We start from the raw sequence: 25,366 nt of genomic DNA, 5'->3' as shown, positions 1-25,366 counted from the left end.
TTTTAAGATTTAAATATAGCTGATTTCAAAACTCAAGAAAACAAAACCAAAGGAAAGGTAAAGTTTAAAATAAAAACCATTTTTAGTTACTCCCTGTAGCCTTCAGCCTGTAATTCAAAAAGTTCTGCATACAGCTGTGGTTTGGCCAATAATTCCTGATGTGTGCCAAGCTCTAAAATCCGACCGTTTTGCAAGACCAAGATTCGATCTGCCATTCTCACGGTAGAAAAGCGATGAGAAATTATAATACTGGTTCGGTCTTCAGTTAAACCTATAAAGCGCTGAAAGACTTCAGATTCGGCACGGGCATCCAAGGCAGAGGTAGGTTCATCGAGAATTATAATTGGTGCAACCGACATGTAGGCTCTGGCCAAAGCTATTTTCTGCCACTGTCCGCCAGAGAGTTCTGCTCCCTTCCTGAAACGCCTGCCTAAGCCCTGATCATAACCTTCGGGCAGACCTTCTATAACATCATTGGCAAGACTCTGCACAGCGGCATTTTTAATTTTATCCAGGTTATGCTCTTCCTCAATATTCCCAACCGCTATATTAATTTTAGCGGTTAAGTAATACTTGACAAAATCCTGAAAAATAGCCCCCAGCATCTTCTGGTAATCTGGTTTTCTATACTCCTGAACAGGAACGCCATCCATCAATATCTGGCCCTCCGTGGGGTCGTATAGTCTGAGCAATAATTTAATTAATGTCGTTTTCCCAGCACCGTTCTCCCCTACCAGCGCTAACTTTTCACCTTTGATCAGCTCAAAAGAAATGTTGGTCAGTACATCTTTTTCTGAACCCGGATAACGAAAGCTAACTTGTTCAAACCGAATACTGTGCTTAAATTCTGTTGGCCCCTCGCGATACTGCTCTGGATGGTCACCACTAAAATCCATGTCTATAAACTCAAAATAATCCTGGAGATACATAGCGCTTTCTGTGATGTTAGAAAATCTGGAGAATACAGTTTGCAACTGACTTCGAAGTCGGCTGAATGAACCAGCCAGGAATGTTAAATCACCAATAGTCACAAACCCGGCAACAGCTTTCAAAACGATAAACACATAAGCCCCATAATAAGCCAGGTCTCCAAAAACATGAAAGGTACCACCCCATAAGCTTTTTTTGATGGATAACTTTTTGTTGGCTTTGTAATATTTATCTGAAATCCGTTTAAAGGTATTACTGATAAAATCTGCCAAACCAAACAATTTGATTTCCTTAGCAGTCACATCGCTTGCCCCGATCATGCGCATATAATCGAGCTCACGCCGTTCCGGGGTCCAGCTCTTCTGAAGCGAATAGCTGGACTGGCTGTATTTTAATTCATTGATGAAAGATGGTATAATTGATATGACCAGAAGCACAATCAGAATAGGATAAAAATAAATCAAACCCGTAATCAATGAAATGATGGTAATAATATCTTGGATTTGTGCCAAAACATTCGACATCAAGGTAACTCGACTGGTGGTTTGCTGACGTGCACGCTCGAGTTTATCGTAAAACTCGGAATCTTCAAGACTTGCCAGTTCCACTTTGGCCGTTTTCTGGATGAGTTCGATAGAAGATGAATTGGAGTATAAATCGCCCAAAAGGCCGTCGGTAAGAGCAATCAACCGATTAAACACATCACTGAAAATCGCCAGAAGCAGTTCGATACCGATTAACCAGTACAGACGGGTTAAGTCTTTGTTGTCAAGGTCCACCTGCAGGATGACTTCATCGATGATCTCCTTGCCCACCCATAACAAGGCAATTGGAATCAAAGATTTGAGCAATCTCAAAATCACATTAGCAACAAAAAGACCCGGATGCGTGTGATAGACTTTACTTAGAAATCTGGGAATAAATTTAAGGGAAGCAAAATTGCTTTTTTTCTCGCGAGCTTTAGCCATATTTGGGTTATCAATTGTATTGAGTAATTTCACGTAAAGAACGCAAAGCTTATCGCAAAGGTATAAAAGTCAGAAGCATTTCAACTTTACTTTATGCTTTGATGCATATTTAAAAAATGAATTCTTATAAAATCACACCATCTACAAATTCACTAAAAACTCACTGACTCAATAACTACATACTTTAAGTTCATCACATCTTTACCCATCAAAGCAGACTCTTTGCATTTAAAATTCAGTATGGTCATTTTCAGATGTCTTTCCTCTTTCCTCTTTTTTCTTTACTCTTTGTTCTTTACTCTTTTCTCTTTGTTCCCGTCATCAGTCAAGAATCCTGATGCGCACTTTTTTGGTTTTCAGTCTGGAGTTGTTCAATTTATCTACAAGCGTATCGGCCAAACGTGAAGGAACACTTACAAAAGCACAGTCAGGTTTCAGTTCTATAGTGCCTAGCTGATCCTGGTGTAGTCCGCCTTGTTTAAAAAATAATCCGGCAATATCTCCTTTTGAAATCTTATCTCTGCGACCACCTGAAATAAACAGGGTTTCCCAGTGTCTGGGTTTAAGGACTGTTTTTTTGGAAATATCGGCACTGCTCACCTCGCCAATAAATTCAGGTAAAGGCTCGCGTTCCCACTTTAAGATATAGGCCGTTCCTTTAGCATCTACTCTGGCTGTTCTCCCATTTCTGTGAATAAATTCTTCCTCATGACGCGGGAGTTCATAGTGAATAATAAATTGCATTTCCGGAATATCGATTCCTCTGGCTGCCAGGTCGGTAGCCACCAAAAGCTGTGAACTTCCATTTCTGAATTTAATCAAAGCCCTTTCCCGGTCTTTTTGTTCCATCATCCCTGAAAAACAGGTGTGACTGATGTGATGCTGACTAAGATAAGCACTCACATTATCTATGCTTTCTCTCAAATTACAAAAGACAATGCCCTGGCTATTGCCCAAATGCTGGATCAGTTCCACCAAGGTTTTTAATTTGTTTTGGGACGGAGAGATCACAGTTCTAAGGCTTAATTTAGAATTTTGTTTTTTATCTAAATAGTTAACTGTAGTGGGTTTATCCAAATTGACGAAATTTGGAATTTTAACCCCCTGGGTAGCGGAGGTCAACACCCGCCTGGAGAGGTTAGGCAACTGACTTAAGATCGACTTCATGTCTTCTTCAAAGCCCACTTCCAAAGATTTATCAAACTCATCCAGAACGAGGGTTTTAATACTTGCTTTAGAAAAGTTATCGCGGTTAAAGTGATCCAAAATTCTTCCTGGTGTTCCAATAAGAATAGCGGGGTTGTGTTTGATTTCTATTTTATCCTTGGACACAGGTCTGCCCCCGTAAACCGCATTGACTTTATAACCGGACCCCATCGAACGAATCACTTGTTCAATTTGAATAGCCAGTTCTCTGGAAGGCACCAGAATTAAAGCCTGAACTTCCGGAGATTCCGGATCCAGCATAGTCAATAAAGGCAATGAAAAGGCTAAGGTTTTGCCGGTTCCTGTTGGGGACAACAGCAGAATATTCGTCTTGCTTTCGATCAAAGGAATAGCTTCCGCCTGCATGGGGTTCAGCGTCTGTATATTTAGTTTTTGTAATATCTCTTCCTGTGACTTTATAGAATTGGCCATAAGCTTATTATTTTTTAGTAGGTTCAGTGGTTGTATGCTCAGTCTTAGCTTGCTTCAACTCATAGGCAAGTACTTTATCGATGAGCTCTTCTTTGGTTAAATGATGAAATACCGTTTGGATCTTTGTTTTGAATTCGGAAGAGACCTCCCGATTGGGTTTGGTTTTAAATACCTTTTTAGCCCATAATAGGGCATTGTTTTCTTCAAGACTTTGAGGATCTGCTTTTGGTACTTCATGAAAGGTTATGCCTAATTCACTTTCAAAGTTAGCCACTTCCACGACTTCATCTTGCTGTAACACCGTAAATGAAAGTCCTTCTGCTCCTGCTCTGGCAGTACGTCCGCTCCTGTGAACATAGGCTTCATAAGTATCTGGTAAGTGGTAATTGACCACAAAGGATACCGCTTTCACATCAATGCCCCTAGAGGCAAGATCAGTAGAAACCAAAATATCAATATGCCCCTCCCTAAACTGTCCTAAAATACGGTCCCTTATCCCCTGGGTAAGACTTCCGTGAATGGCTCCCGATGAAAATTTATTGATGGCCAGCTTTTTCGCCAGTTTATTGACAGCTGCTTTAGTCTTACAAAAGATAATACCTCTCTCTCCGGCTCTCGAATTTAAAAAATGCAGTAAAACCTCCAGCTTTTCGATGGGTTCGACTACGACGTAGTGATGTTCAATCCCCTGATGGCCAAGCGTGGACATCTCTGCATTGATCTGGAGTACATCCCAGGACATGGAGTTTTGTACGATCTGCTTTAGGCTTCCCGGAAGCGTAGCTGTAAATAGGAAAGTTCTTCTCGTTTTAGGCAGAATTTCAAGGATTGAATCCACTTCTGTCTTCAGTGCACTCAGCATTTCGTCGGCTTCATCTAAAACCAAATGTGTAATGCGGCTCAAATCTATAGCCTTTCGTTTTACAAGATCCAATAATCGGCCAGGTGTAGCCACAATAAGCGCGGGTGCCTGCTTTAGCGCTTCTACTTGAGGCTTTACAGGTGTTCCGCCGGTTAAACACAGCATATGCAGTGGATCGGAATACTGAGTAAATGCGACCAGTTGCTCATGAATTTGCTGAGCGAGTTCCCTGGTTGGAGCCAGAATAAGCACCTGCATCTCAGTGGTTTTTAACTTCAGTAAGTGAAGTAAGGGTAAACCATACGCCGCTGTTTTCCCTGTTCCCGTTTTGGATAAAACGACAAGATCTTCGGTTCGATTTAAAATACGAGGTATGGTTTTCTCCTGAACCTCTGTAGGTGTATGGATCTGTAAGTCCGCTAAACTTTTTAGTAAGAACTCATCTATGTTTAATTCTGAAAACTGTTTTGACATGGGGAAATTTTTGCAAAGGTAAGGCTTTGCAAGTCTTAAAAAACCTTCAACTCAATTATGAATCTAAGCAGGAGCCAGTTATCGGTTTTCTGTTTACCGGAAGTTATAATTGAGACTGGGTTTAATAAACTGACTTAACGCCTGTAAACCTTTAATCTTGTCATGCTGAATTCAAAAATTATAGGACCTGATTAAATAAGTACAAGGTCTTGTAGTGTATGGTCTTGATTCCTGTTTCCAGAAGTTCAGACTCTAAACCAATAAACTACTCAATACTAACTACTTGATACTGACTACCTGATACTCACTAAACATTAAACCTAAAATTCATCACATCGCCGTCTTTTACGATATATTCTTTGCCTTCCACGTTCAGTTTTCCGGCATCGCGCACTTTAGCTTCACTGCCGTAATGCACAAAATCGTCATATTTAATGACTTCTGCACGAATAAAACCACGTTCAAAATCAGTGTGAATCACACCTGCTGCCTGCGGAGCCGTAGCACCAACTCTCACCGTCCAGGCCCGAACTTCTTTTTTACCGGCTGTAAAGTAAGTTTGCTGATTTAGCAATCTGTAAGCAGAACGGATCAACTTTCCGGCCCCGGCTTCTTCCAGGCCAATATCCTCAAGAAATTCCTTCCGTTCTTCATAATCATCCAACTCAGCAATGTCGGCTTCAATACCAACTGCTAGTACAAGCACTTCAGCATTTTCATCCTTTACCGCTTCTTTTACACGATCCACGTGCGCATTACCGGATACTGCAGAACCTTCATCCACATTGCAGACGTACATGACAGGCTTATCTGTAATCAGTTGCATCGGCTTTACAAAATCAGTTCTGTCTTCCTCAGTAATCGTCAATGCGCGTACTGAAGTTCCGCTTTCCAATCCAGCTTTCAAAGCTTCCAAAACTGAAAATTCACGCTGAGCTTCCTTGTTGCCGGTTTTGGCGGCACGCCTGGTTTTTTCCATTTTTTTCTCAACCGATTCCAGGTCTTTCAGCTGCAATTCGATATCGATGGTTTCTTTATCCCGTATCGGGTCGATATTCCCATCCACATGCACCACATTATCATCGTCAAAACAACGCAAAACGTGTAAAATCGCATCGGTCTCCCGTATGTTTCCAAGAAATTGATTGCCTAAGCCCTCCCCTTTACTTGCTCCTTTTACAAGGCCGGCAATATCCACAATCTCCACAGTTGCAGGCACCACACGCTCAGGATTTACAAGGGATTCCAGCATCTCAAGACGTGGATCCGGCACGTTCACGACCCCGATATTGGGCTCTATCGTACAAAATGGGAAGTTCGCACTCTGCGCCTTGGCATTGGAGAGCGAGTTAAATAAAGTCGATTTTCCTACGTTGGGTAAGCCTACAATTCCTGCTTTCATATCAAGTAATCTTCAAATTTTTAAAGTTGCAAAGTTAAGGTTTTTTGAGCACATTACATTCGGCTTAGGCTTGTCAAATTCAAGGATATTTTTCTTCGGAACCTGTCCGTCCAAAATTTACAGGCGAGTTTGATACTGCACGTCTTCATGATTTTACCAGTTAGCTTAATGCTTTTCGTTCACTTACTCCTACGCCTGGGCTGTAAAGTTTTGACTGAAGGGCTTAAGTAAGATTGTAAATTCAAAGACAAATTAAATTTTTTGCTTAAAATTTTCACTTTTTTAATCTAAAAAGATTTTAGTACATGATAAAAATATCAATATGATAGAAACAATCAATAGGAAATTCTAGCCCTGAAATGGCTGTATTTACTATCATTGGGCAATGCCCAATGGCAAAAGAGTCGTTAGTTTGGAAGCCCTGAAAGGGCGGTATATTATTAGTGCGATAGGATATCACCCTTTCAGGGTTTTATTAAAGTTAGTATTTTTAAGATGAGCTTTTCTACATCTTTTCTGCACTTCGCCCTTTCAGGGGTAAACAACACTACTTTATAAATTACTTTGTTAAATTTCAATAATATGAATCTATAAGAATCAATTAAAAAAACTTAGTCTAATAGTTAACTACTCTTTGATTTGGTGCTAATTTGGTGTAATTTTACATCAAATTTTTAATTATGAGCAGACAGAGCATTTCACTTACAGAACCAAACGACAACTGGTTAAAAAATCAAGTAAAAAGTAAAGAATACTCTAGCAAAAGTGAACTCATCAACGACTTGATTCGGCAAGCCAGAAATCAACAAGTTCAGGTGGATTGGATTCGTACTAAGCTTGAAAAAGCTGAAAATAACGGATTTACAAGCGATAGTAAGGATCAAATTTTAGCAGAATCTAAGTCATTACTTAATGACTAATTATAAACTGAGTCAAGTTGCTAAAGATGATTTGATAAGAATTCATCAGTTTAGTGTCCGAAAATTTGGACTAACTCAAGCTGATAAATACTTTAATTCATTTTTTGAGTATTTTGACATTATTTCCAATCAACCATTTTCATTTGAATCTGTTGACTTCATCAAAAAAGGATACAGACGCTGCACCTGCGGATCTGATAGTATTTACTATAGAATTAATAATGATACTGTTGAGATAATGACTATCATTGGTAAGCAAGATTTGAGTAATATTTTATAATTTCTTGCTTTAAAATAAACCCACAAACATTTCAGAATTTTTATCGCCTTTTGTTTTGTCCTTCTCCTCCTCGCCTACTTTCACTTCTATGATATGGTTCAAACTCGTGGTATAAGCCTGAGAAAGTCGTTCTCTGCGCATTTTCCAGACTTTGCCCAAATCCTGGCTACCGAAGCGCACTGCACCTGTGCCATAGATGCCATTCAATCTGTCAACTTTTTGCATCAACTCTTTGTGTTTGGGATTTTCTGCAGTAAAAAACGCCAGTTGTCTTTGGTCTTCAGGTACCAAACCCATTACAATCACGCCAGCTTTTTTGTAGTAATAATCGGGATGATAAATCTTTTTAAGACCTTCTACGGCAAATTTGATGAGATCTATACTCGAGTTGGTCGGGTACCCCGTTTGCACCACGATACTATTTTGGTACTGTGGTAAGTCCTGCCGAAATTTGTTGGTTTTCAGGAACACGTAAACCATCTGGCAACAACTCCCCTGCCTTCTCAGTTTCTCTGCCGATTTGATGGCAAAACTACTCACCCGTTCCTGGATATAATCAAACTCTTTGTACTGCTTGTCAAAAGAACGTGTAGTAGCGATGGCTTTTTTATGGGCAGGGGTTTCCAGCTCCAGTGTTCTGCAACCTTGTAATTCTTTTTTGAGTCGCAGGCCGACGACGCTCATTTGCTTTCTCACCCAGTCGTCCGGGAGTTCAGAAAAGTTATAAGCCGTGTGAATGTTGTGTTTTTTGAGACGCAGGGCATGTTGGCGACCAATGCCCCAGACGTCTTCGATTTTCAGCCACTTCAAAGCTTTTATTCTGGCAGCATCATCTTTCACGATAAAAACACCTTTGGTCTGCTCTGGAAACTTCTTGGCAATTCTGTTGGCTATTTTGCTTAGGGCTTTTGTAGGAGCTAAACCAATGCTTATGGGAATACCTGTTGATTTCTCCACCACATACTTTATCTTTTCACAATACGCCTGCATGTCGTAATTCTCGAAGCCTGTAAATTCCAAAAACGACTCATCGATGCTGTAAATTTCAATATCTGGCGTGAACCCGGCCAAAATATTCATTACTCTAGCGCTCATATCTCCATATAAAGCGTAGTTGGAAGAAAACACCTGGACCTTATGCTGCCTGAATATCTTTTCAAACTTATGCGTAGGTGCCCCCATGGGGATACCCAAAGCCTTGGCCTCATTGCTTCGGGCAATCACACAGCCGTCGTTGTTGGATAAAATCACCACAGGCTTGTCGCGAAGACTGGGATTAAAAACCCGCTCACAAGATGCATAAAAATTATTGCAATCTACCAAGGCAAACATCAGTCTACTTTTTTGATAACCGTAGTCACCACTCCCCAAATGATAAATTCATTATCATCGCTAACTTTTAGGGGTGGATAGTCTTTGTTCTCCGGCATAAGCCAGATATTATCATTTTCCTTTTTGATGCGCTTAACGGTAAATTCTCCATCGATAAAACACACGGCAATCTTTTTGTTTTCAGGTTCCAGGCTTCTGTCAATAATCAGTAAATCTCCGTCTCTGAGCCCCGCTCCTATCATACTACTTCCTCGAACTCGAGCGTAAAAAGTGGAATTGGGGTTTTTGATAAACTCTCTGTTCAGATCGATTTTGATATCCAAAAAATCATCGGCAGGACTAGGAAACCCTGCACTAATGCCCTGGTTTACAAATGGTAAATCCAGACTTTTAGATAAGTCTGGAGGATAGATTTCCAAGGCGCGATGAGCATGATGAACCAAATGTAGCATAGTATTTTTTCTACAAAACTAGGATATATTCCAATATTAAGGAATATATCCTAGTTAATTAACGTTTGTAGAATTGATGTTTATCCGTCTGCGAAACTTGGTCGTACACGTTAAAAAGCAAAGACTATTAAACCCTAAGAGTTCTTTAATATTTTTCGACTTCGCTCACGCATATCTTCCAGGTCATGGCTTTCTTCAAAAGAGTCTTCGGCGACTTTCAGCACCATTTCGGCATGTTCTTTTACGGCTTTTTTGTGAATCTTATGGGATGTATAATCGTGAATTTTAATCATAGCTTCCATAAGTCTTATCACGACGGCAGGGCTGCCTTTAGAAAATTGCCGAATCTGTAAAAATGCGGCATCAAGCATACCCTGAAAGGTTAAAGGTTTAAATGCGTAACGAAGTTTGTCATCATCAAATTTATACTTGGATGGAAATTTGACGCGGGTCAGATAACACAAGGTAGACGTGAGGTTGTCTATACAGGATATAGCTGTAAACGGATCGTTTATACCAGGAGATAAAGCTCTGCAGGCAATCTCCACCATTTGATGAATGGAATGTTCCGCATCCTGCTGAGTAGTTCTGGAACTTCCCAGAACATAATTACTTTCAAAATCTATAGAAGAATCTTCCGTAAATTCAGTTTTGGAATGAACGCTAATAATAGGCTCACCTTTTACGATGTAGCCACCTACTCTATAATGCGAAACTATTAGATACTCGTTGGCCTTAGCGGCTTCAAAAAGAGATATGTTATGAAGATACTGTAAATAGCCACTTTTAGAAGACTGTAAAGTTTTAGAATATGAAAAGTCCTTTAGATAATGGTCTAAAGGTTTAGTGTTTTTTTCAAAAGAAGGGTCCTCATCTTCTAGTTCTTCAGAAAAAATCCGCTCTATATTTTTCATTAATGTCACAGAAATATCAGAGACAACATGGTCTGCCTGTATGCTAATCGAAATCGAATGTATAAAAATGATTAAAAGAATAATATTCCCAATAGCAGCCAAAATGGCTAATAAGATCGATAAGGAGGGAATAAAAACCTGAGCTTCATTGTCTTTCACAACATTTAAAACGATAAGGCAGTAGGCATAAGTAGACACATAAGTTCCTAAAACCACCTGATTGAGGCGCTCGTGCATAAAGTTTTTAAGCAAACGCGGACCAAACTGAGACGAAGCAAGCGTTAAAGCAACAAGTGTAATGGAAAATACAGTTCCTGCTACGCCAATCATAGCGCCAGAAATAGTAGATAAAACACTTCTCGCAGAATCTGCACTTTCGGTAAGGATATAATTCAGGAATTTAACTGAACGGACGTCGACAGATCTATCTATATAAATCAACAAAGTAGCTAACCCAATAGAAGCAATAATGATAAGTATTGGTATAAACCAAAAACTTCCTGTGAGCTCCTGCCATAAAAACTTGATTTTACTCATAACTCTTTTTTAGAATTTAAATGTAAACTTTTTACCGCTTTTATGCATAGCTCTTTATAGATTGCATAAAAAATTTAAAATGTCTCTTTACAACATTATTACTCATGTAAAAGATAAGCGCCGAAATGTTTCCAAAGCAAAATTGATAGGAGATTTTTTAAATCAAACTGAAACTATTGTAGATATTGGAACAGGAAGCGGTGGATTGGCGAAGTATTTGACGCAACATCATTTTGAAGTTACCGCTGTGGATATTATAGATAAAACAGTTCATCGTGATATCAATCCAATTATCTATGACGGTCTTCATCTCCCCTTTGAGAACGAAAGTTTTGATACCTCTATGTTGATCACCATTTTGCATCATTGTTCTAACCCTGAACAGGTATTTGGTGAAGCTGTTCGCGTTTCCAAAAAGAAAATTATAGTTCTGGAAGACGTGTATTCCTCCTGGCTGATGAAACACCTAACCTGGTTTATGGATTCTCTGGTCAATATGGAATTTAAAAGCCATCCTCATTCCAATAAGTCTGAAGCTCAGTGGGAAGATTTGTTTCATGAACACAATTTAAAAGTCAGAAAAAAGACCAAAACAAAAGTTCTGGCCATTTTCACACAGGTGATGTATCATTTAGAAAAACAATAAAACAAATAACCCCGGGACTGAGCCATAGGGGTTATCTAATCTGATTTAAATTTATTATAAGGTTCGAGAAATGAAACTTTCGAGACTTAATCGTAGCGATTTATTTTTGCTCCGATTGCTTTTAGGCGACCATCGATGTTTTCGTATCCCCGATCGATTTGTTCTATGTTATGTATGGTAGAAGTCCCCTTTGCAGAAAGTGCCGCAATGAGCAATGAAATACCAGCTCTTATGTCTGGGCTTGTCATAGTGGTGGCTTTCAGTTGAGATTCAAAATCATGACCGATAACTGTAGCTCTGTGTGGGTCGCAAAGAATGATTTTTGCACCCATATCAATCAGTTTATCCACGAAGAAAAGTCTGCTTTCAAACATTTTTTGATGAATCAAAACACTTCCTCTCGCCTGGGTAGCTACCACCAACATAATGCTTAGTAAATCCGGCGTAAACCCTGGCCATGGTGCATCGCTGATGTTCATGATGGACCCGTCGATAAAACTAGCCACTTCATAACCATCGGTGTGCGCGGGGATATAAATATCATCTCCCTTTTGCTCTATTTGAATTCCTAACTTTCTGAAGGTGACAGGAATAATTCCCAGGTTTTTCCAGCTTACGTTTTTGATAGTGATTTCACTTTTGGTCATAGCAGCTAAGCCAATCCACGAACCAATTTCAATCATATCTGGTAAGACCCTGTGAGTACAACCTGTTAACTCTTTTACACCTTCTATTATCAATAAATTAGAACTGATGCCATCAATTTTAGCCCCCATGGATACCAGCATTTTACATAATTGCTGAATGTAAGGTTCGCAGGCAGCATTGTAGATTTTGGTAGTTCCTTCGGCTAGAACAGCCGCCATCAATATGTTGGCCGTTCCAGTTACCGAGGCTTCTTCAAGAAGCATATCTTTACCTTTCAGACCTTGAGGTGCTTCCACACCATAAAAACGCTCTTCTTTATTATATCTAAATTTAGCGCCAAGATCTATAAATCCACTAAAGTGAGTATCAAGACGTCTTCTGCCGATTTTATCTCCGCCAGGTCTTGGAATATAGCCTCTACCAAAACGACCTAAAAGTGGGCCAACAATCATAATTGAACCTCTTAAACTACTTCCTTCCTCTTTGAATTTTTGACTTTCGAGATAGTCTAGATTTAATTCATCAGATTTGAAAGAATAGCTTCCTTTTCCTAGTTTTTGAATTTTTACGCCAAGATTTCCTAAGATCTCAATCAGTTTATTGACGTCTCGGATATCTGGAATATTTTGGATTTTAATTTCATCTGGAGTCAGTAAAACCGCACAAAGAATTTGTAAAGCTTCATTTTTTGCTCCTTGGGGGTGGATTTCACCTTTAAGCTGGTGACCTCCTTCTATTTGGAAAGTTGCCATTTAGTATTTTCGTTTGCGGTTGCGGTTGTTGCTTTTGAAATTTTTCTTCTGGGGTTTTGAATGTTTCTTGACTTGACGAACTAAAGCATTGGCATCGCTCAATTCTTCTGTGTCTGCTTTTAAATCTAATTTTCCGTCACTCAAATCCCTTAAGTGGTCAAAAATGATTTTATCTGAAACGGAGTCTTTATTCCAGTTCAAATAGCATTTTTTCATGTGGTTGGCGATGTTAAACATCAGGCCATCCTTCAACTCACCATCTTCAATTTTAATGGCTTCATCGATCATTCTCTTGATGTTATTGCCATAAAACCTATACTTTGGAAAATTTTGAGGATAAGGCAAAGGCTCTGGTCTGGCGTAAAGTTCATCACGAGATGGTTTTGGAAATGGAGAATCGACATCCAATTCAAAATTGCTGATGATGAAAAGTTGATCCCACAACTTGTGCTGAAAATCAGGGACATCCCTCAGGTGAGGATTCATATTACCCATTACGTCTATAATATTTTTAGCCGTATTGTTCCGTTTTTCGTCATCGTCAATGGTTTTGGCGTACTCTACCATTTTCTGGATGTTTCTTCCGTATTCCGGAATCTTTAATTCGTTTCTTTCAGAATTATACTCGAGATAAGTTATCAATGGTCTTTGTTTTTAATAAGGTTTGCAAAATAAGCATTTAATTTTACTCTGGTTACAGAGATATCACATTCTCAATTTCTTCACCTACTTGTTTGTATTTTTCTATGACAATATCTGGTGATTTAAGCGTGACATTTATAGAAACGCTGGTATATTTGCCTTTTGAAGATTTTTTAGTTGAAATAACAGCTCCGAGATTGTCAAAAATGGAGATAAGCTGATCTAAATTTTTTTGATCTGAAGAGGGTATGATAAATTTATATAAATAGGCTGCTGGCCAATCGCTCGTTTTTTTGAGTCTTTTGCGCAGCGTTTTATAAAATTCATCTGATGATTTATCGGACTTCATTATCATTAGTTTTGTGCAAATATACTGTTATTACCTATTTTTATAAATTCTAGCAGCGTTAATCTATGACCAAATTAAAACACATCAAAAATCTACTTATAGGAGGTCCAAGTACTGGGAAATCTACTGTTTTGGAAGCTTTATCTGATAGAGGTCACTGGTGTTTTCCAGAAATTTCTCGTGAAGTAACTTTGGAAGCAAGGCAACTTGGGATAGAACATCTATTTTTGGATGAGCCACTAAAGTTTAGTGAAATGCTCCTAAAAGGTAGAATTAAACAGTTTGAAGAGGCTAAAACGCTGAATACAAAGCAGGTTTTTATTGATAGAGGCATTCCCGACGTAACTGCTTATATGAATCATTTTAATGAAGAATATCCTAGTGAGTTTGAAGAAGCTAATAGAACCTATAGATATGATAATGTGTTTCTGTTTCCCATTTGGAATGACATTTACACTCGGGATAACGAACGTTTCGAAGATCTAGAACTTGCCAGAAACCTTCAAGATGCATTGATAAAAACTTATCAGGACCTTGACTATAAGCTTATAGAAGTTCCAAAATCGAGAATTTATGAGCGAATTGAATTTATTTTGAACACAATTCAAGAATAATGAGATCCACTCCCCTAGACATACTCAAAACCTATTGGGGATACGAAAATTTTAAACCTCCTCAGGAACTCGCTATTGAATCTGTTTTAAAAGGGAAAGATACCTGTGTGTTTTTACCTACAGGCGGAGGTAAATCACTTTGTTTTCAAATTCCTGCGCTTGTTGAATCTGGAATTTGTATTGTCATTTCACCTTTGGTTGCGCTCATGCAGGACCAGGTCGAAAATCTGAAGTCTAGAGGAATTAAGGCTCAACTTCTGAAAAGTGGCATGCCTTACAAAGAGATTGATCAAAAACTGGATAATTGCGTTTATGGGAATTATAAGTTTCTGTATTTATCTCCAGAACGCCTTCAGCAGGATTTAGTTCAGCAGCGCATAGCCAAAATGAATGTCAATTTTATAGCTGTGGACGAAGCGCACTGCATTTCTCAGTGGGGACACGATTTTCGTCCGGCTTATCGTCAAATCTCAATCCTAAAAGAATTACATCCAAGAGTACCAGTCATAGCATTGACTGCCACAGCAACAACTCAAGTCAAAAAAGATATTGTCGAAGAACTCGAGTTAGCCGACCCAACCCTGGTTGAGAAAAGTTTTGAGCGGTCAAATATTTCTTTTCTGAATAGGTTTTCAAATGATAAAATGGATGATTTATTTAGCATGCTGAACAAATCTGAACCAAGCAGTATCGTTTATGTTCGTAATCGTTCGGCCTGTATGGAGTTGTCTGATTTTTTAAATAAAAAAGGTTTGAAATCCACTTTTTTTCACGGGGGAATTACACAAACTGAAAAGCAAAATCGATTGGCGTCCTGGTTAGCAGAAAAACATCACATTATGATAGCCACTAACGCCTTTGGAATGGGAATTGACAAAGCCAATGTAAGACAAGTGATTCATTACCATCTGCCGGAAAGTATGGAAAGCTATTACCAGGAGGCAGGTAGAGCGGGAAGAGATGGTTATCCTGCTAAAGCTACTATTTTGTATAATGAAAGTGATAAGCAACGTTTAAACAGTCAGTTTGTGAAAACCATCCCCACTTTTGAAGCAGTGCAACTGGTCTATAAAGCCTTGATGAGTAACTTTAGAGTGGCTTATGGTGAAGGTGAAAATAAAACCTTCGATTTTAATTTTCATGAGTTTTGTTTGCGATATAAGCTACACACTATACTGGCTTATAATACCTTGAATCTTTTAGACAGGCTAAGTGTCATTAGTTTAGATAAATCTTTTCATAAAAAAACTAAGTTGAAATTTTCTGTATCGAGTGAGCGACTTATTCGGTTTATAGATCACCATACTCAGTATGCTTTGCTTGTAAGAACTTTACTGAGAACCTATGGTGGCGTTTTTGAACAAGAACTGACCATCAATACTCAACTTCTTAAAAAGAAAACAGGCTTTAACGATGCTGAAGTTTATTCTCAATTGGAAGCTTTAGAAAAACACGGTCTCCTTTCTGCAGAATTTATTAAACAGGATCTTAGCATCACTTTGATTCCACCACGAGAAGATAAGTATACTTTAAATCCATTATGGAAATACATTGTTCAATATCAGGAAAACAAACTTAAGAAAGCTGAAACAGTACTGAAATACATTGAAGAGGATGCCATGTGTTTACAGAGTTTTATCCTGAAGTATTTTGGTGAAAAAAAAATCAGTGCTTGCGGAATATGTAGTAACTGTTTAAAAAATAAAGCAAAGACTATAAAAGAACCCGGCTCTAAATATTATAAAAGCATAGAGCTATTTATCTTAAAAACTTTAAGTGAATCTGATTCAAATTCAAAAGAAATTATTCAAAAGAGTGAATTTCCTAAGGAAGCTGTTCTTGAAAGTTTGCAACGACTTCTGGAAAAAAGAAAAATAAAACTGATTTCTAAAAATATTTATAGCAAAAACTTATGAACGAATTACGCGTACTTTTTATGGGAACTCCTGAGTTTGCCGTTGGAATTTTAGACCATTTGGTGACTTCAGAAATCGATGTTGTTGGCGTTGTTACCGCTCCAGATAAACCTGCAGGCCGAGGAAAGCGTCTGCATGCTTCTGCTGTAAAGCAATATGCTGAAAAACAGAACATTGAAGTTTTACAACCCACCAACCTAAAATCTGAGGAGTTCTTGGATGATTTAAAGCGGTTAAAACCAAATTTGATGGTTGTTGTAGCTTTTAGAATGTTACCAAAAGTGGTTTGGGATTTTCCTGAGCATGGAACGTTTAACCTTCATGCGTCACTTTTGCCACAATATAGGGGTGCAGCACCTATCAATTGGGCCATCATCAATGGAGAAAAAGAAACTGGAGTAACGACGTTTTTTATCGATGAAGAAATTGACACAGGTAAAATAATTGAATCCAAGCGAACCTCGATAGATGCTGAGGATGATGTAGAGAGCCTTCATGACAAACTTATGGTACGGGGAGCTGAATTGGTTCTTGAAACAGTAAAGTCTATAGAGAGTGGACAAATAAGAGCTAAATCCCAAAAGCATGAGGCGACTTTGAAACCTGCTCCGAAACTTACTAAAGCGAACACAAGAATAAACTGGAGGCAGTCCGCTCAGGATATTGTGAATTTTGTGAGAGGCCTTACTCCTTTTCCGACAGCCTGGACAGAGCTTGATATAAATGGTAAAATTCTGAAAGTTAAAGTTTATAAAGTAGTTGCCAAACCTGAAAATCATGATCAAACAATCGGTAGTTCATTTTATGATAAAGAAGAAAAAAGTATTTGCGTGGCTGTGCAGAATGGTTACGTTTACATAAAAGAACTTCAATTGCCTGGCAAAAAAAGGATGGAATCTCATGCTTTAGTAAATGGTTTTGGATGGAAGTCTGAGTATAGATTTTTTTAAGATTTAGTTTTAGAAGTCTGATTTTTTAAAATTTCAATCTCAAACACTTGTTTTTTGCCTATTCTACAAGGATTTTATGCGTATTTTCTTGCACAGTAATATTTTCCATATAAATTTGTATGTGTTAATAAAATGTTTAATCAACAAAATCTAAATTTTACATTATGAACAAAACAAATTTAATCGATGCCATGGCAGAAGATGCTGGTGTAACAAAAGCAGAAGCTAAAAAAGCATTGGAATCTTTCCTAGAAAACGTAGAAGGCGCTCTTAAGAAAGGAGATCGCGTATCTTTAGTTGGATTTGGATCTTGGTCTGTATCTAAAAGAGCTGCACGTGAAGGTAGAAACCCACAAACAGGTAAAACTATCAAAATCGCTGCTAAAAATGTAGTAAAATTCAAAGCTGGATCTGATTTGCAGAAAGCAGTCAACTAAGCTTAAAATACTTACATTTCATTAGAAATTAAAGACCTTTTACCAAAAGGTCTTTTTTTATTGTATTTTTTTATACTTTTAGTTAAATTGTTAAATCAAACTGTTGACTATGAAAAGACAACCACCTATCCGAGGGGATGTATTAGTATCTGAACCTTCTACAATTGGTGATTTAACGTTTAACCGGTCAGTTATACTTCTAGCCCACCTAGATAAGGAAGGTGCCGTTGGTTTTATAATCAACAAGCCTTTAGATTTTAATCTTGAAGAATTGATTCCTGAAATAGATGAGAATTTTAAACTATTTAATGGAGGACCTGTCGAACAAGAAAATCTGTATTTTATCCATGATGTCCCTCATCTCATTTCAGACAGCGTGGAAATTAAAGATGGGATTTACTGGGGCGGATCATTTGACACTGTTGTGAACTTGATCAATACTAAACAAATAACATCGGAGAACATAAAGTTTTTTCTAGGCTATTCTGGCTGGGATATCACCCAACTCGAATCTGAAATTGACCTTAACACATGGATTATAGACTCCAACACCAAATCCAATGATATCCTTAACTCGCTCAAGGATGGGCAGTATTGGCAGGAAAAAATGAAAAAATTTGGAGGCGAGTATCTTTTGTGGTCAAATGCTCCTGAAAATCCAAATAATAATTAAACTTCTACAAGTCTGGCTTTTGCATTGAGTTTGCCTATCAGGCTTTTAGCTAATGTGTTGGTATACCTTTTCTTTCTATACTTAGAAATAGATTGTATGCCCTGTATGGCATTGGTATAAAAAATTTCATCTGCTTTTTGCAACTCAAATGGAGAAATGGATTCCTCTTTAAGTGTATAATCCTCAGATTTTTTTAAAATCTCTATCAGTTGTTTCCGAATAATACCGTTGAGACAACCATCGGATAAGGGTGGGGTTTTAATTTCATCGCCTTTCAACATAAAAATATTTCCGTTGGTCACTTCCAGTACAGATTTTTTTTCATTGATGAGAAAACAATTATCAAAATCGTTTTCCTTTGCATAAATGCCCGCCAATATATTTACCAGCTTATTATTGGACTTGATGGTAGAAAGCATACCCGACTGGATATAATGATCTTTGAAGAGTTCCACTTCGTAAGCTTGGTCATTTAGAGTAAAAAAAGCCTCATCTAGTGATTTGGTAGAAATGATAAAACCAATAGAATTATCTTCCGGTGTATAAAAGCCACCTTCGTTTCTATGGATATTGATTTTAACTCTCACTGAAGCTTTTTCTAAATCGTTGGCCTTAATAAGTTCAATGATTTTTTCTTCTAAATATTCTGGTGAAAACTCCATAGGAATCGTCATTCTCAGAATTCTCATAGAAGACATCAATCTAAAATAATGAGATTCCCAAAACATAATTTTGGAATTAATCACTCTCAAGGTTTCAAATAATCCGTCTCCATAATTGTAACCTCTGTTATTGAGGTTAAGAGATGAATGTTCAATGGATTTTATTTCACCGTTTATGAAAACGTTCATAGTCACTGTATGTTTATGATGATCCTAAAATTTGCTTTAAATCTGAAACTGTATTCTCCCATAGCATCTTTCCTTCATCTACTTCATCTTCCTCAGCAAAGTCTGTGATCATAAGCGATACATCTTTTGTAATTTCATCGACCTGAATCTTCATTTCAAAATAATAATTCAAACCCTCTTCATCGTCTGCAGTCCATCTGAGCTTTATACGGTCGTCTGCTTTCTTCGAAAGCAACTTAGCCTCCTCTTCACTTCCTTCCCAAATAAACGTAAATAGTTCTCCTCTGGAGTTCACGTTATCGGCAAACCATTCGCTAAGACCAGAAGGTGTGGATATATATTGATAGAGTAAGGATGGAGATGCCTGAATTGGAAATTCTAATTCATATTTAATTTTATCGCTCATTTTAATCAATTTTCTATTGAAAAGCAATATATGGATAAATGGGTGAAGAATAAAAATTTTAATTGAAATTATTCCATAAACAAATTTGCGAAAGCAAAAGATAATATTATCTTTGCAATCCTTTAAAAAGGCGTGGTAGCTCAGTTGGTTAGAGCGTCGGATTCATAACCCGGAGGTCACGAGTTCAACTCTCGTCCACGCTACAAAAAAACCCTGCATCCGCAGGGTTTTGTCGTCTAAAAACGCCTGAACCATCTACCCTGCAGCTAATTATTTTGACTTTGAATAAGTAACTATAGTAGATTTAAAATTCAAAAACCTCTGAAATGAATCAAAGTTTTTTCTGATTATTCTTCTTTTTTTGCGCTTTTTCTGCCTTCTCTTTAGCAATTTGTCGGTTGCGTTTAGCTTTAGCGTGGAGTTCTCTGTTAAAATGAACACCGTCACCGTGCATATCTGCTAAAAACACCTGATTATCACTTTTACCCGCATCCTCAAAAAAATCTACCTTTTTGTTTTCTTTATTAGAATTCATAAACTATTTTTATTTAAATGTAAAGCAAAAGAGGGGTTTACACTATATAAAGAAGCGTTAAAGACTTGAATTCTTAGAGGGTTGATAGCTTTTTAATTAAATCTTCCAAAGTAAAAGATTCCTGCTCACCAGTTTTCATAGTCTTTAAATTGTAAACTTTAGACTGCATTTCACTTCCCCCGGCTAAAACAACATAAGGTATATTTCTTCTATCGGCATAGGTCATTTGCTTTTTCATCTTAGCTGCATCTGGATATAATTCGGCTGAAACAGATGATGATCTTAATTGTGTAACTGCTTTAAGAGCATAAAAAGCTTCATCTTCTCCAAAATTGATGAATAAGACTTTAGTCGTTTCCTTAATTTCTTCTGGAAATAGACCTAGCTCTTCCAGTACGAGATAAATTCTGTCTAAACCGAAAGATATACCCACACCACTCATGTTTTTCAATCCAAAAATGCCTGTCAAATCATCATAACGACCACCACCACCAACGGAGCCCATTTTTACATTTGGTGGTGCTGAAATTTCAAATATAGCACCGGTATAATAATTAAGTCCGCGTGCAAGAGTGACATCTAGGTCGACTTTTGCCGTTTTAAGGGGTAATCCCTGCAAGGCTTTCTGAATAAATTCTAGTTCTTCTATTCCTTTTTGACCGATTTCAGAATTGGATAACAAAGATTTTAAAAGATTGATTTTAGCTCCAAAATCGCCTTCAAAATTGAAGATAGGTTTTATGTTTTCGATGGCGGATTCAGAAATCCCTTTTTCAAGCATTTCTTTTTTGACGCCCTCCTCACCTATTTTGTCCAGTTTATCTAAAGCTACTGTAAAATCGATAAGTTTATCGCTTTCTCCAATCACTTCAGCAAGACCAGAAAGAATTTTTCTGTTATTCATTTTGATAGTGACACCCTCAAGTTTTAAACTCGAAAAAACAGCATCATATAACTGAATAAACTCTACTTCCTGCCATAAACTATCGCTGCCTATGACGTCTGCATCGCATTGAGTAAACTCTCTAAACCTTCCTTTCTGTGGACGATCTGCTCTGTAAACATTTTGAATCTGATAGCGTTTAAAGGGGAAATCAATTTCGTTTTGATGCTGAACTACATACCTGGCAAATGGGACGGTTAGATCGTATTTCAAAGCTTTTTCTGAAATTGATGAAGACAGCTTCAGACTGTCTTTTTGGTCGTAAACAGCAGTATCAACTTTTTTTAAAAAGTCTCCGGAATTTAAAATTTTAAAAATTAGCCGATCTCCCTCATCTCCATATTTTCCCATCAAGGTATCTGAATTTTCAAATGTTGGCGTTTCAATAGGCTGGAAACCAAAGTCTTTGAAATGCTCTTGAATTGTGGAAATGATATAGTGTCGTTTACTGACTTCTAGTGGTGAAAAATCACGTGTTCCCTTGGGTATTGACGCTTTACTTGCCATGCTGAATTTTAAAATTATAAAAACGCTAAAATAAATTTACTTTTCTACCATACCATTAAAATACTGGTAAAGTTTGCCTTTGGTGATATGTGCCCCTTGTTTTATGAGAGCAAAAATATCTTTATTTCTGTCTTCACTCAAGGCTTTTCTAGACGTGTAGATTTGAATATCATCATTTAGAAGATTATCTCTCAGCCATTGGAAACCTTCTTTGGTGTTGATGTCCACCGCTTCGTTTTCAATTTTGATTCCAATCAGATTAATATGTTGATCTGTAAATTCAAAAAGAAATAACTGCTGTGGTGAAAAATGTTCTAGGTAATTTACGTTGTTAAGAACACCTTCCCATACCAAATCGCTAAAGACGTCGAGCTCATCTTCGGCCACTTTTGGCTTATTGGTTTTAATATCTTCCCACTCTTCATTTGTAATGGATTGACTTGCCAAAAAATTTATGAATTCTTTGTGCATTTCTTTAAGCTGTTCCTGTGTAAGTCTTTCGTATTTCATAAGTGCAAAAATAAAAAAAGATCGGTAGAAGCCCTACCGATCTTAAAATTGTAATGTATAATAAGTTTAGAAAATATATCTCAAACCAACTTGCATTCTCCAGCGAGATATCAAACTCGTGTTGACTGCAAATGAATCCGTTCTATTTGTATTAAACGTATACGTAGGTTCATTGGTTTGAGGATCAACAGAAACACCTATTGGTTGCTGATTAAATGGCTCCTGAACGATGCCCCAGTCTGAATTGATTAAGTTTCCAAAATTAAGAATATCCAAACTCAACTGAATCGTATTGGTCTTGTCATCAGAAACTTTGAAGTTATAATCTTGCAACACTTTAAGGTCTACAGTGCTTCTCCAAGGTGCTAAAGCGCCATATCTTTCAAAATAACTACCTCTGTTTTCACTCATGTAGTCGTTGTTTTCAATAAAAGCATTGAAAGCATCAGCTTGCCCCGGACCAGAAAATTGCATTAGAAGCAATTCTTGTTCTGTTGGTATGTATAAAAGGTCATTAATGTTGGAACCATCGTTGTTAATATCACCACCGTAGGTATAGTTATAACGTCCACCTTTAGCGTATTCTATGAAACTGGACACTGTGGTTTGCCATTGTTTTTGAGAGCCATACTGCCAGTTTTTAGAAACAACCGCAATAAAACGATGAGTATCTCCATATTTAGAAAATCCTAAAACATCAGTATTTGCGTTTCCAACGGTTGGGTTGAATGTAAAAGCATCACCAGTGATTTCAGCTTCTATGGAATTGACATCTTTAGCATTTAAGTAGCTATACGAAGCGCTCACATAAAGTCCATTATCAAAGTATTTCTTTAAGGTTCCAACGGCGTTGAAAATTCTTCCCTTATCTGAGTTTGTAAATACATAAGCATTGTTAGCGCCTTTATCAGCAGCGGCATAAGTTGCTCTATTATCTACACCAGCAAGAGTTTGAGACGGCTCTTTTAATCCCCAGTTTTGAACGTGAGCTGCATTGATATCTTCAGTATAAGAAATATCAGTTGAAGCGATAATACCATTTTCAAATTTGTAATCTACACCAAGGTTAGATCTCCATACCTGAGGGAATTTGAAGTCTGGATCAACGATTTGAAAAAATCCTTGATCTGCACCACTTACTTGGTTACCAATCCATACAAAAGGCAATCTGCCTGTAAATACTCCAGATCCTCCTCTTATTTGAAATGTTTTATCATTGCGAACATCCCAGTTAAAACCAAGTCTTGGAGAAATCAAAAATTCATCTGTTGGGAGCTGAGTGGAGTTTAAAGTTGTTTCTGAATTAGTTTCAGGATCGTAATAAACAGTAGTTGGATCTACTGTAGCTCCATTATCTGTATCTATAAATTCCTGAATTTTTTCGTCAGTATCGAAATACATAGGCTTGTCGAAACGTATTCCATACGTCAGTTTGAAATTATTTGTCATGCTCCATTCATCCTGAGCATAAAACGATAACTGACCCACATTGGTTTCAGAAAGTCTCCATCCTCCATCGTTACCAACACCATTGGCATTTCTGGATTCAAATACACCCTGGGCATAGGTGAGGTTTCTGGCGATTGCACTTTGACTTCCTGCATTAGCATCGGTTAAAAAGGCTTCAACAGATGGGTATGCTCTGAAAGTCCCGTAGTATCCGTTCGGATTACCAAAGTTATCATAACCAGCTAAGTTGAATGAATTATCAAATTCAAAGCGTTCAAATGCAGCTCCAATAGTTATGGAGTGATCCCCAACAAAAATGTTGAAGTTATTGGTTACCTGAAAAACCTTTTGCTGTAGTTCATTGTTGATTGAAAAAGGTTCATGTCCCGCAATGATATAGTTCGAACCACTTCCATCCTGAATAGTAATAGGGGGAGCTGGAGTAGAGAACGGGTTTCTAAAATCATCAAAATAGGTATAGCCTGCCTGAAATTTATTAGAGTATTTATTACCAAAACTTGAATTTAATTCGAATTGGACTGAATTCAGGTTGTTGTTAATCTCGTAACCAGAATTTTCAAACTGAATTACAGAAGGACTAGGCCCTCTAAACCCTAAAGCTGTTCTATTGGCGGGATTATCTTTGGAAGCTCTCAGGAAATTGTAAATAAGAGCTGCTTTATGATTTTGATTGATGTTCCAGTCTAGCTTTATAATACCCTTAGTAGATTCAGAATTATAATTAAAGTTTTCAAATCTTCCAGTATCATAACCCAAATCAGCAAGTGCATTTGACACGGCACTCATGTCTGATGCCAAAACTCTGGACTCATTGATAGCTCCAGTACCTCTATTTGGTGCAAACGGAGAACCCAGATCTGTTCTATCGTCCTTTTCGAAATTGGCAAAAAAGAACAATTTATTTTCAACAATAGGGCCACCAACACTTACTCCATACTGAACTTGCTCTAAATCGTTTCTTGGGACATCCTGTCCTTCAATTTGACCACCGGTCAGATTTTCATTTCTGAAAAAGCTGTAAGCAGTAGCATTAAATGTGTTGTCTCCGCTTTTTGTGACTGCGTTTACTGAAGCACCCGTAAAACCGGATAAAGTCACGTCGTAAGGCGCTGTTGTCACTTTGATTTGTTCTATAGCATCTAAAGAAATTGGCTGCGCACCAGTTTGACCCCCAGGAGTTGGAGAATCCAGACCGAAAGGGTTATTGAAAACGGCACCATCTAAGCTGAAATTATTAAACTGATCATTTCTACCACCAAACGAATTTCCACTGGCCGAAGGTTCCAGTCTCGTAAAGTCCTGTGCTGACCTGGAAATAGTAGGTAACCGTTTTAAATCTTTACTTGTGATTTGGGTAGCTGCTCCAGTTCTTTCGCTAGAAAATGTAGGATTATCTGAAACAGTGATTAAAACTTCATCCAACGCATTGGAAGTAGTCATTAAAGTCACTTCAATATTGTAAGTTTCACCCAGATCCAGATTGATGTTTTCTATGGTTTTGGTTTCAAAGCCTACATAAGATATCTCAACCTTGTAGGGTCCACCAATTCTCATGTTATTCAATCTAAACCTACCGTCCATATTAGTCATGGCACCATAAACAGAACCCGTAGGTGTGTGAGTTGCGACTACATTCGCACCTGGCAGTGTTATTCCCTGATCATCTTTTACAAGGCCGGACATAGTTGAAGTTGTCACTTGAGCCATAGCTGTAGATAACCCGAATAAAAAAAGGAAAATTAAAAAATAATTTTTTTTCATGTTGTGAATTGTTTAATGGAAAAATCAAAAAAAGCTAACCCGATAAG

24 protein-coding genes and 1 tRNA gene are annotated in these 25,366 nt (G+C 37.7%); 9 read left to right on the top strand and 16 right to left on the bottom strand.

Translation table 11 applies throughout. From position 1 onward, the window contains the following. Positions 1-86: 86 nt before the first annotated feature. The 4 genes from LB450_RS02065 to ychF form a co-directional block, all read right to left on the bottom strand. On the bottom strand, positions 87-1,898 hold the full coding sequence (locus LB450_RS02065) for an ABC transporter ATP-binding protein (RefSeq protein WP_224486185.1): 1,812 nt from the start codon (positions 1,896-1,898) through the stop codon (positions 87-89). A 321-nt stretch (positions 1,899-2,219) separates the two neighbouring features. Continuing rightward, positions 2,220-3,536, bottom strand: coding sequence for a DEAD/DEAH box helicase (locus LB450_RS02060; RefSeq protein WP_224486184.1), 1,317 nt, complete (start codon positions 3,534-3,536; stop codon positions 2,220-2,222). 7 nt (positions 3,537-3,543) lie between these two features. Next, a complete protein-coding gene (locus tag LB450_RS02055) occupies positions 3,544-4,872 on the bottom strand; it encodes a DEAD/DEAH box helicase (protein ID WP_224486183.1) in 1,329 nt (442 codons plus the stop codon). Between the two features lie 307 nt (positions 4,873-5,179). After that, complete coding sequence (gene ychF / locus LB450_RS02050; protein WP_224486182.1) at positions 5,180-6,274, bottom strand: redox-regulated ATPase YchF; 1,095 nt, start codon at positions 6,272-6,274, stop codon at positions 5,180-5,182. A gap of 680 nt (positions 6,275-6,954) precedes the next feature. On the opposite strand from ychF, the gene LB450_RS02045 reads away from it, so the two are divergent. Continuing rightward, on the top strand, positions 6,955-7,194 hold the full coding sequence (locus LB450_RS02045) for a ribbon-helix-helix domain-containing protein (protein ID WP_224486181.1): 240 nt from the start codon (positions 6,955-6,957) through the stop codon (positions 7,192-7,194). Further along, a complete protein-coding gene (locus tag LB450_RS02040; RefSeq protein WP_224486180.1) occupies positions 7,187-7,474 on the top strand; it encodes a type II toxin-antitoxin system RelE/ParE family toxin in 288 nt (95 codons plus the stop codon). Before LB450_RS02045 ends, LB450_RS02040 begins: the two co-directional genes overlap by 8 nt. A gap of 9 nt (positions 7,475-7,483) precedes the next feature. Here the strand turns inward: LB450_RS02040 and LB450_RS02035 are convergent, their stop codons facing one another. From LB450_RS02035 to LB450_RS02025, 3 genes are all read right to left on the bottom strand, one after another. Beyond that, entirely contained in the window at positions 7,484-8,806 is a 1,323-nt protein-coding gene (locus LB450_RS02035; protein ID WP_224486179.1) for a Y-family DNA polymerase, read from the bottom strand. Then, complete coding sequence (locus LB450_RS02030) at positions 8,806-9,258, bottom strand: LexA family protein (RefSeq protein ID WP_224486178.1); 453 nt, start codon at positions 9,256-9,258, stop codon at positions 8,806-8,808. Before LB450_RS02030 ends, LB450_RS02035 begins: the two co-directional genes overlap by 1 nt. A 134-nt stretch (positions 9,259-9,392) precedes the next feature. Beyond that, entirely contained in the window at positions 9,393-10,709 is a 1,317-nt protein-coding gene (locus LB450_RS02025) for a DUF2254 domain-containing protein (RefSeq protein ID WP_224486177.1), read from the bottom strand. A 79-nt stretch (positions 10,710-10,788) separates the two neighbouring features. On the opposite strand from LB450_RS02025, the gene LB450_RS02020 reads away from it, so the two are divergent. After that, complete coding sequence (locus LB450_RS02020; RefSeq protein WP_224486176.1) at positions 10,789-11,355, top strand: class I SAM-dependent methyltransferase; 567 nt, start codon at positions 10,789-10,791, stop codon at positions 11,353-11,355. 86 nt (positions 11,356-11,441) lie between these two features. Here the strand turns inward: LB450_RS02020 and murA are convergent, their stop codons facing one another. Genes murA through LB450_RS02005 form a run of 3 tightly spaced genes read right to left on the bottom strand, consistent with a single transcriptional unit; the run spans position 11,442 to position 13,746 of the window. Next, complete coding sequence (gene murA, locus LB450_RS02015; RefSeq protein ID WP_224486175.1) at positions 11,442-12,755, bottom strand: UDP-N-acetylglucosamine 1-carboxyvinyltransferase; 1,314 nt, start codon at positions 12,753-12,755, stop codon at positions 11,442-11,444. Further along, positions 12,756-13,397: a DUF4290 domain-containing protein gene (locus tag LB450_RS02010; protein ID WP_224486174.1), complete on the bottom strand. Its 642-nt coding sequence runs from the start codon at positions 13,395-13,397 to the stop codon at positions 12,756-12,758. Positions 13,398-13,449: 52 nt separating this feature from the next. Then, entirely contained in the window at positions 13,450-13,746 is a 297-nt protein-coding gene (locus tag LB450_RS02005) for a DUF493 family protein (RefSeq protein ID WP_224486173.1), read from the bottom strand. A gap of 65 nt (positions 13,747-13,811) precedes the next feature. Between LB450_RS02005 and LB450_RS02000 the strand changes: the two genes are divergently transcribed. The 5 genes from LB450_RS02000 (at position 13,812) to LB450_RS01980 (ending at position 18,336) form a co-directional block, all read left to right on the top strand. After that, positions 13,812-14,360: an AAA family ATPase gene (locus tag LB450_RS02000; protein WP_224486172.1), complete on the top strand. Its 549-nt coding sequence runs from the start codon at positions 13,812-13,814 to the stop codon at positions 14,358-14,360. After that, positions 14,360-16,276 (top strand): RecQ family ATP-dependent DNA helicase, encoded by a 1,917-nt coding sequence (locus tag LB450_RS01995; RefSeq protein WP_224486171.1) that lies wholly within the window; start codon positions 14,360-14,362, stop codon positions 16,274-16,276. The genes LB450_RS02000 and LB450_RS01995 overlap by 1 nt, the downstream gene beginning before the upstream one ends. Next, positions 16,273-17,226, top strand: a complete 954-nt coding sequence (gene fmt / locus LB450_RS01990) for a methionyl-tRNA formyltransferase (protein WP_224486170.1) — start codon at positions 16,273-16,275, stop codon at positions 17,224-17,226. The genes LB450_RS01995 and fmt overlap by 4 nt, the downstream gene beginning before the upstream one ends. A 164-nt stretch (positions 17,227-17,390) precedes the next feature. Then, positions 17,391-17,663: an HU family DNA-binding protein gene (locus tag LB450_RS01985; RefSeq protein WP_003438613.1), complete on the top strand. Its 273-nt coding sequence runs from the start codon at positions 17,391-17,393 to the stop codon at positions 17,661-17,663. A gap of 109 nt (positions 17,664-17,772) precedes the next feature. Beyond that, positions 17,773-18,336 carry a YqgE/AlgH family protein gene (locus LB450_RS01980; protein ID WP_224486169.1) on the top strand — a complete coding sequence of 188 codons (564 nt, stop codon included), beginning with the start codon at positions 17,773-17,775 and terminating at the stop codon, positions 18,334-18,336. Here the strand turns inward: LB450_RS01980 and LB450_RS01975 are convergent. After that, complete coding sequence (locus LB450_RS01975) at positions 18,333-19,187, bottom strand: aminotransferase class IV (protein ID WP_224486168.1); 855 nt, start codon at positions 19,185-19,187, stop codon at positions 18,333-18,335. The two genes, LB450_RS01980 and LB450_RS01975, sit on opposite strands and share 4 nt — an antisense overlap. A 13-nt stretch (positions 19,188-19,200) precedes the next feature. Next, positions 19,201-19,593 carry an START-like domain-containing protein gene (locus LB450_RS01970; protein WP_224486167.1) on the bottom strand — a complete coding sequence of 131 codons (393 nt, stop codon included), beginning with the start codon at positions 19,591-19,593 and terminating at the stop codon, positions 19,201-19,203. A 129-nt stretch (positions 19,594-19,722) separates the two neighbouring features. Here LB450_RS01970 and LB450_RS01965 point away from each other — a divergent pair. Next, positions 19,723-19,796, top strand: a tRNA-Met gene (locus LB450_RS01965). 128 nt (positions 19,797-19,924) lie between these two features. Here the strand turns inward: LB450_RS01965 and LB450_RS01960 are convergent. From LB450_RS01960 to LB450_RS01945, 4 genes are all read right to left on the bottom strand, one after another. Further along, positions 19,925-20,128, bottom strand: a complete 204-nt coding sequence (locus LB450_RS01960; RefSeq protein ID WP_224486166.1) for a hypothetical protein — start codon at positions 20,126-20,128, stop codon at positions 19,925-19,927. A gap of 73 nt (positions 20,129-20,201) precedes the next feature. Then, positions 20,202-21,578, bottom strand: a complete 1,377-nt coding sequence (gene hisS, locus LB450_RS01955) for a histidine--tRNA ligase (RefSeq protein ID WP_224486165.1) — start codon at positions 21,576-21,578, stop codon at positions 20,202-20,204. 36 nt (positions 21,579-21,614) lie between these two features. Further along, a complete protein-coding gene (locus LB450_RS01950) occupies positions 21,615-22,088 on the bottom strand; it encodes a DUF6495 family protein (protein WP_224486164.1) in 474 nt (157 codons plus the stop codon). Positions 22,089-22,154: 66 nt separating this feature from the next. Next, positions 22,155-25,319 carry a TonB-dependent receptor gene (locus LB450_RS01945; protein ID WP_224486163.1) on the bottom strand — a complete coding sequence of 1,055 codons (3,165 nt, stop codon included), beginning with the start codon at positions 25,317-25,319 and terminating at the stop codon, positions 22,155-22,157. Positions 25,320-25,366 lie beyond the last annotated feature (47 nt).

The sequence above is a fragment of the Psychroflexus curvus genome (genome assembly GCF_020164585.1).
Lineage (GTDB): Bacteria > Bacteroidota > Bacteroidia > Flavobacteriales > Flavobacteriaceae > Psychroflexus > Psychroflexus curvus.
Note: the sequence above shows the minus strand (reverse complement) of the source record. Positions and strands in the feature narration are given on the sequence as shown.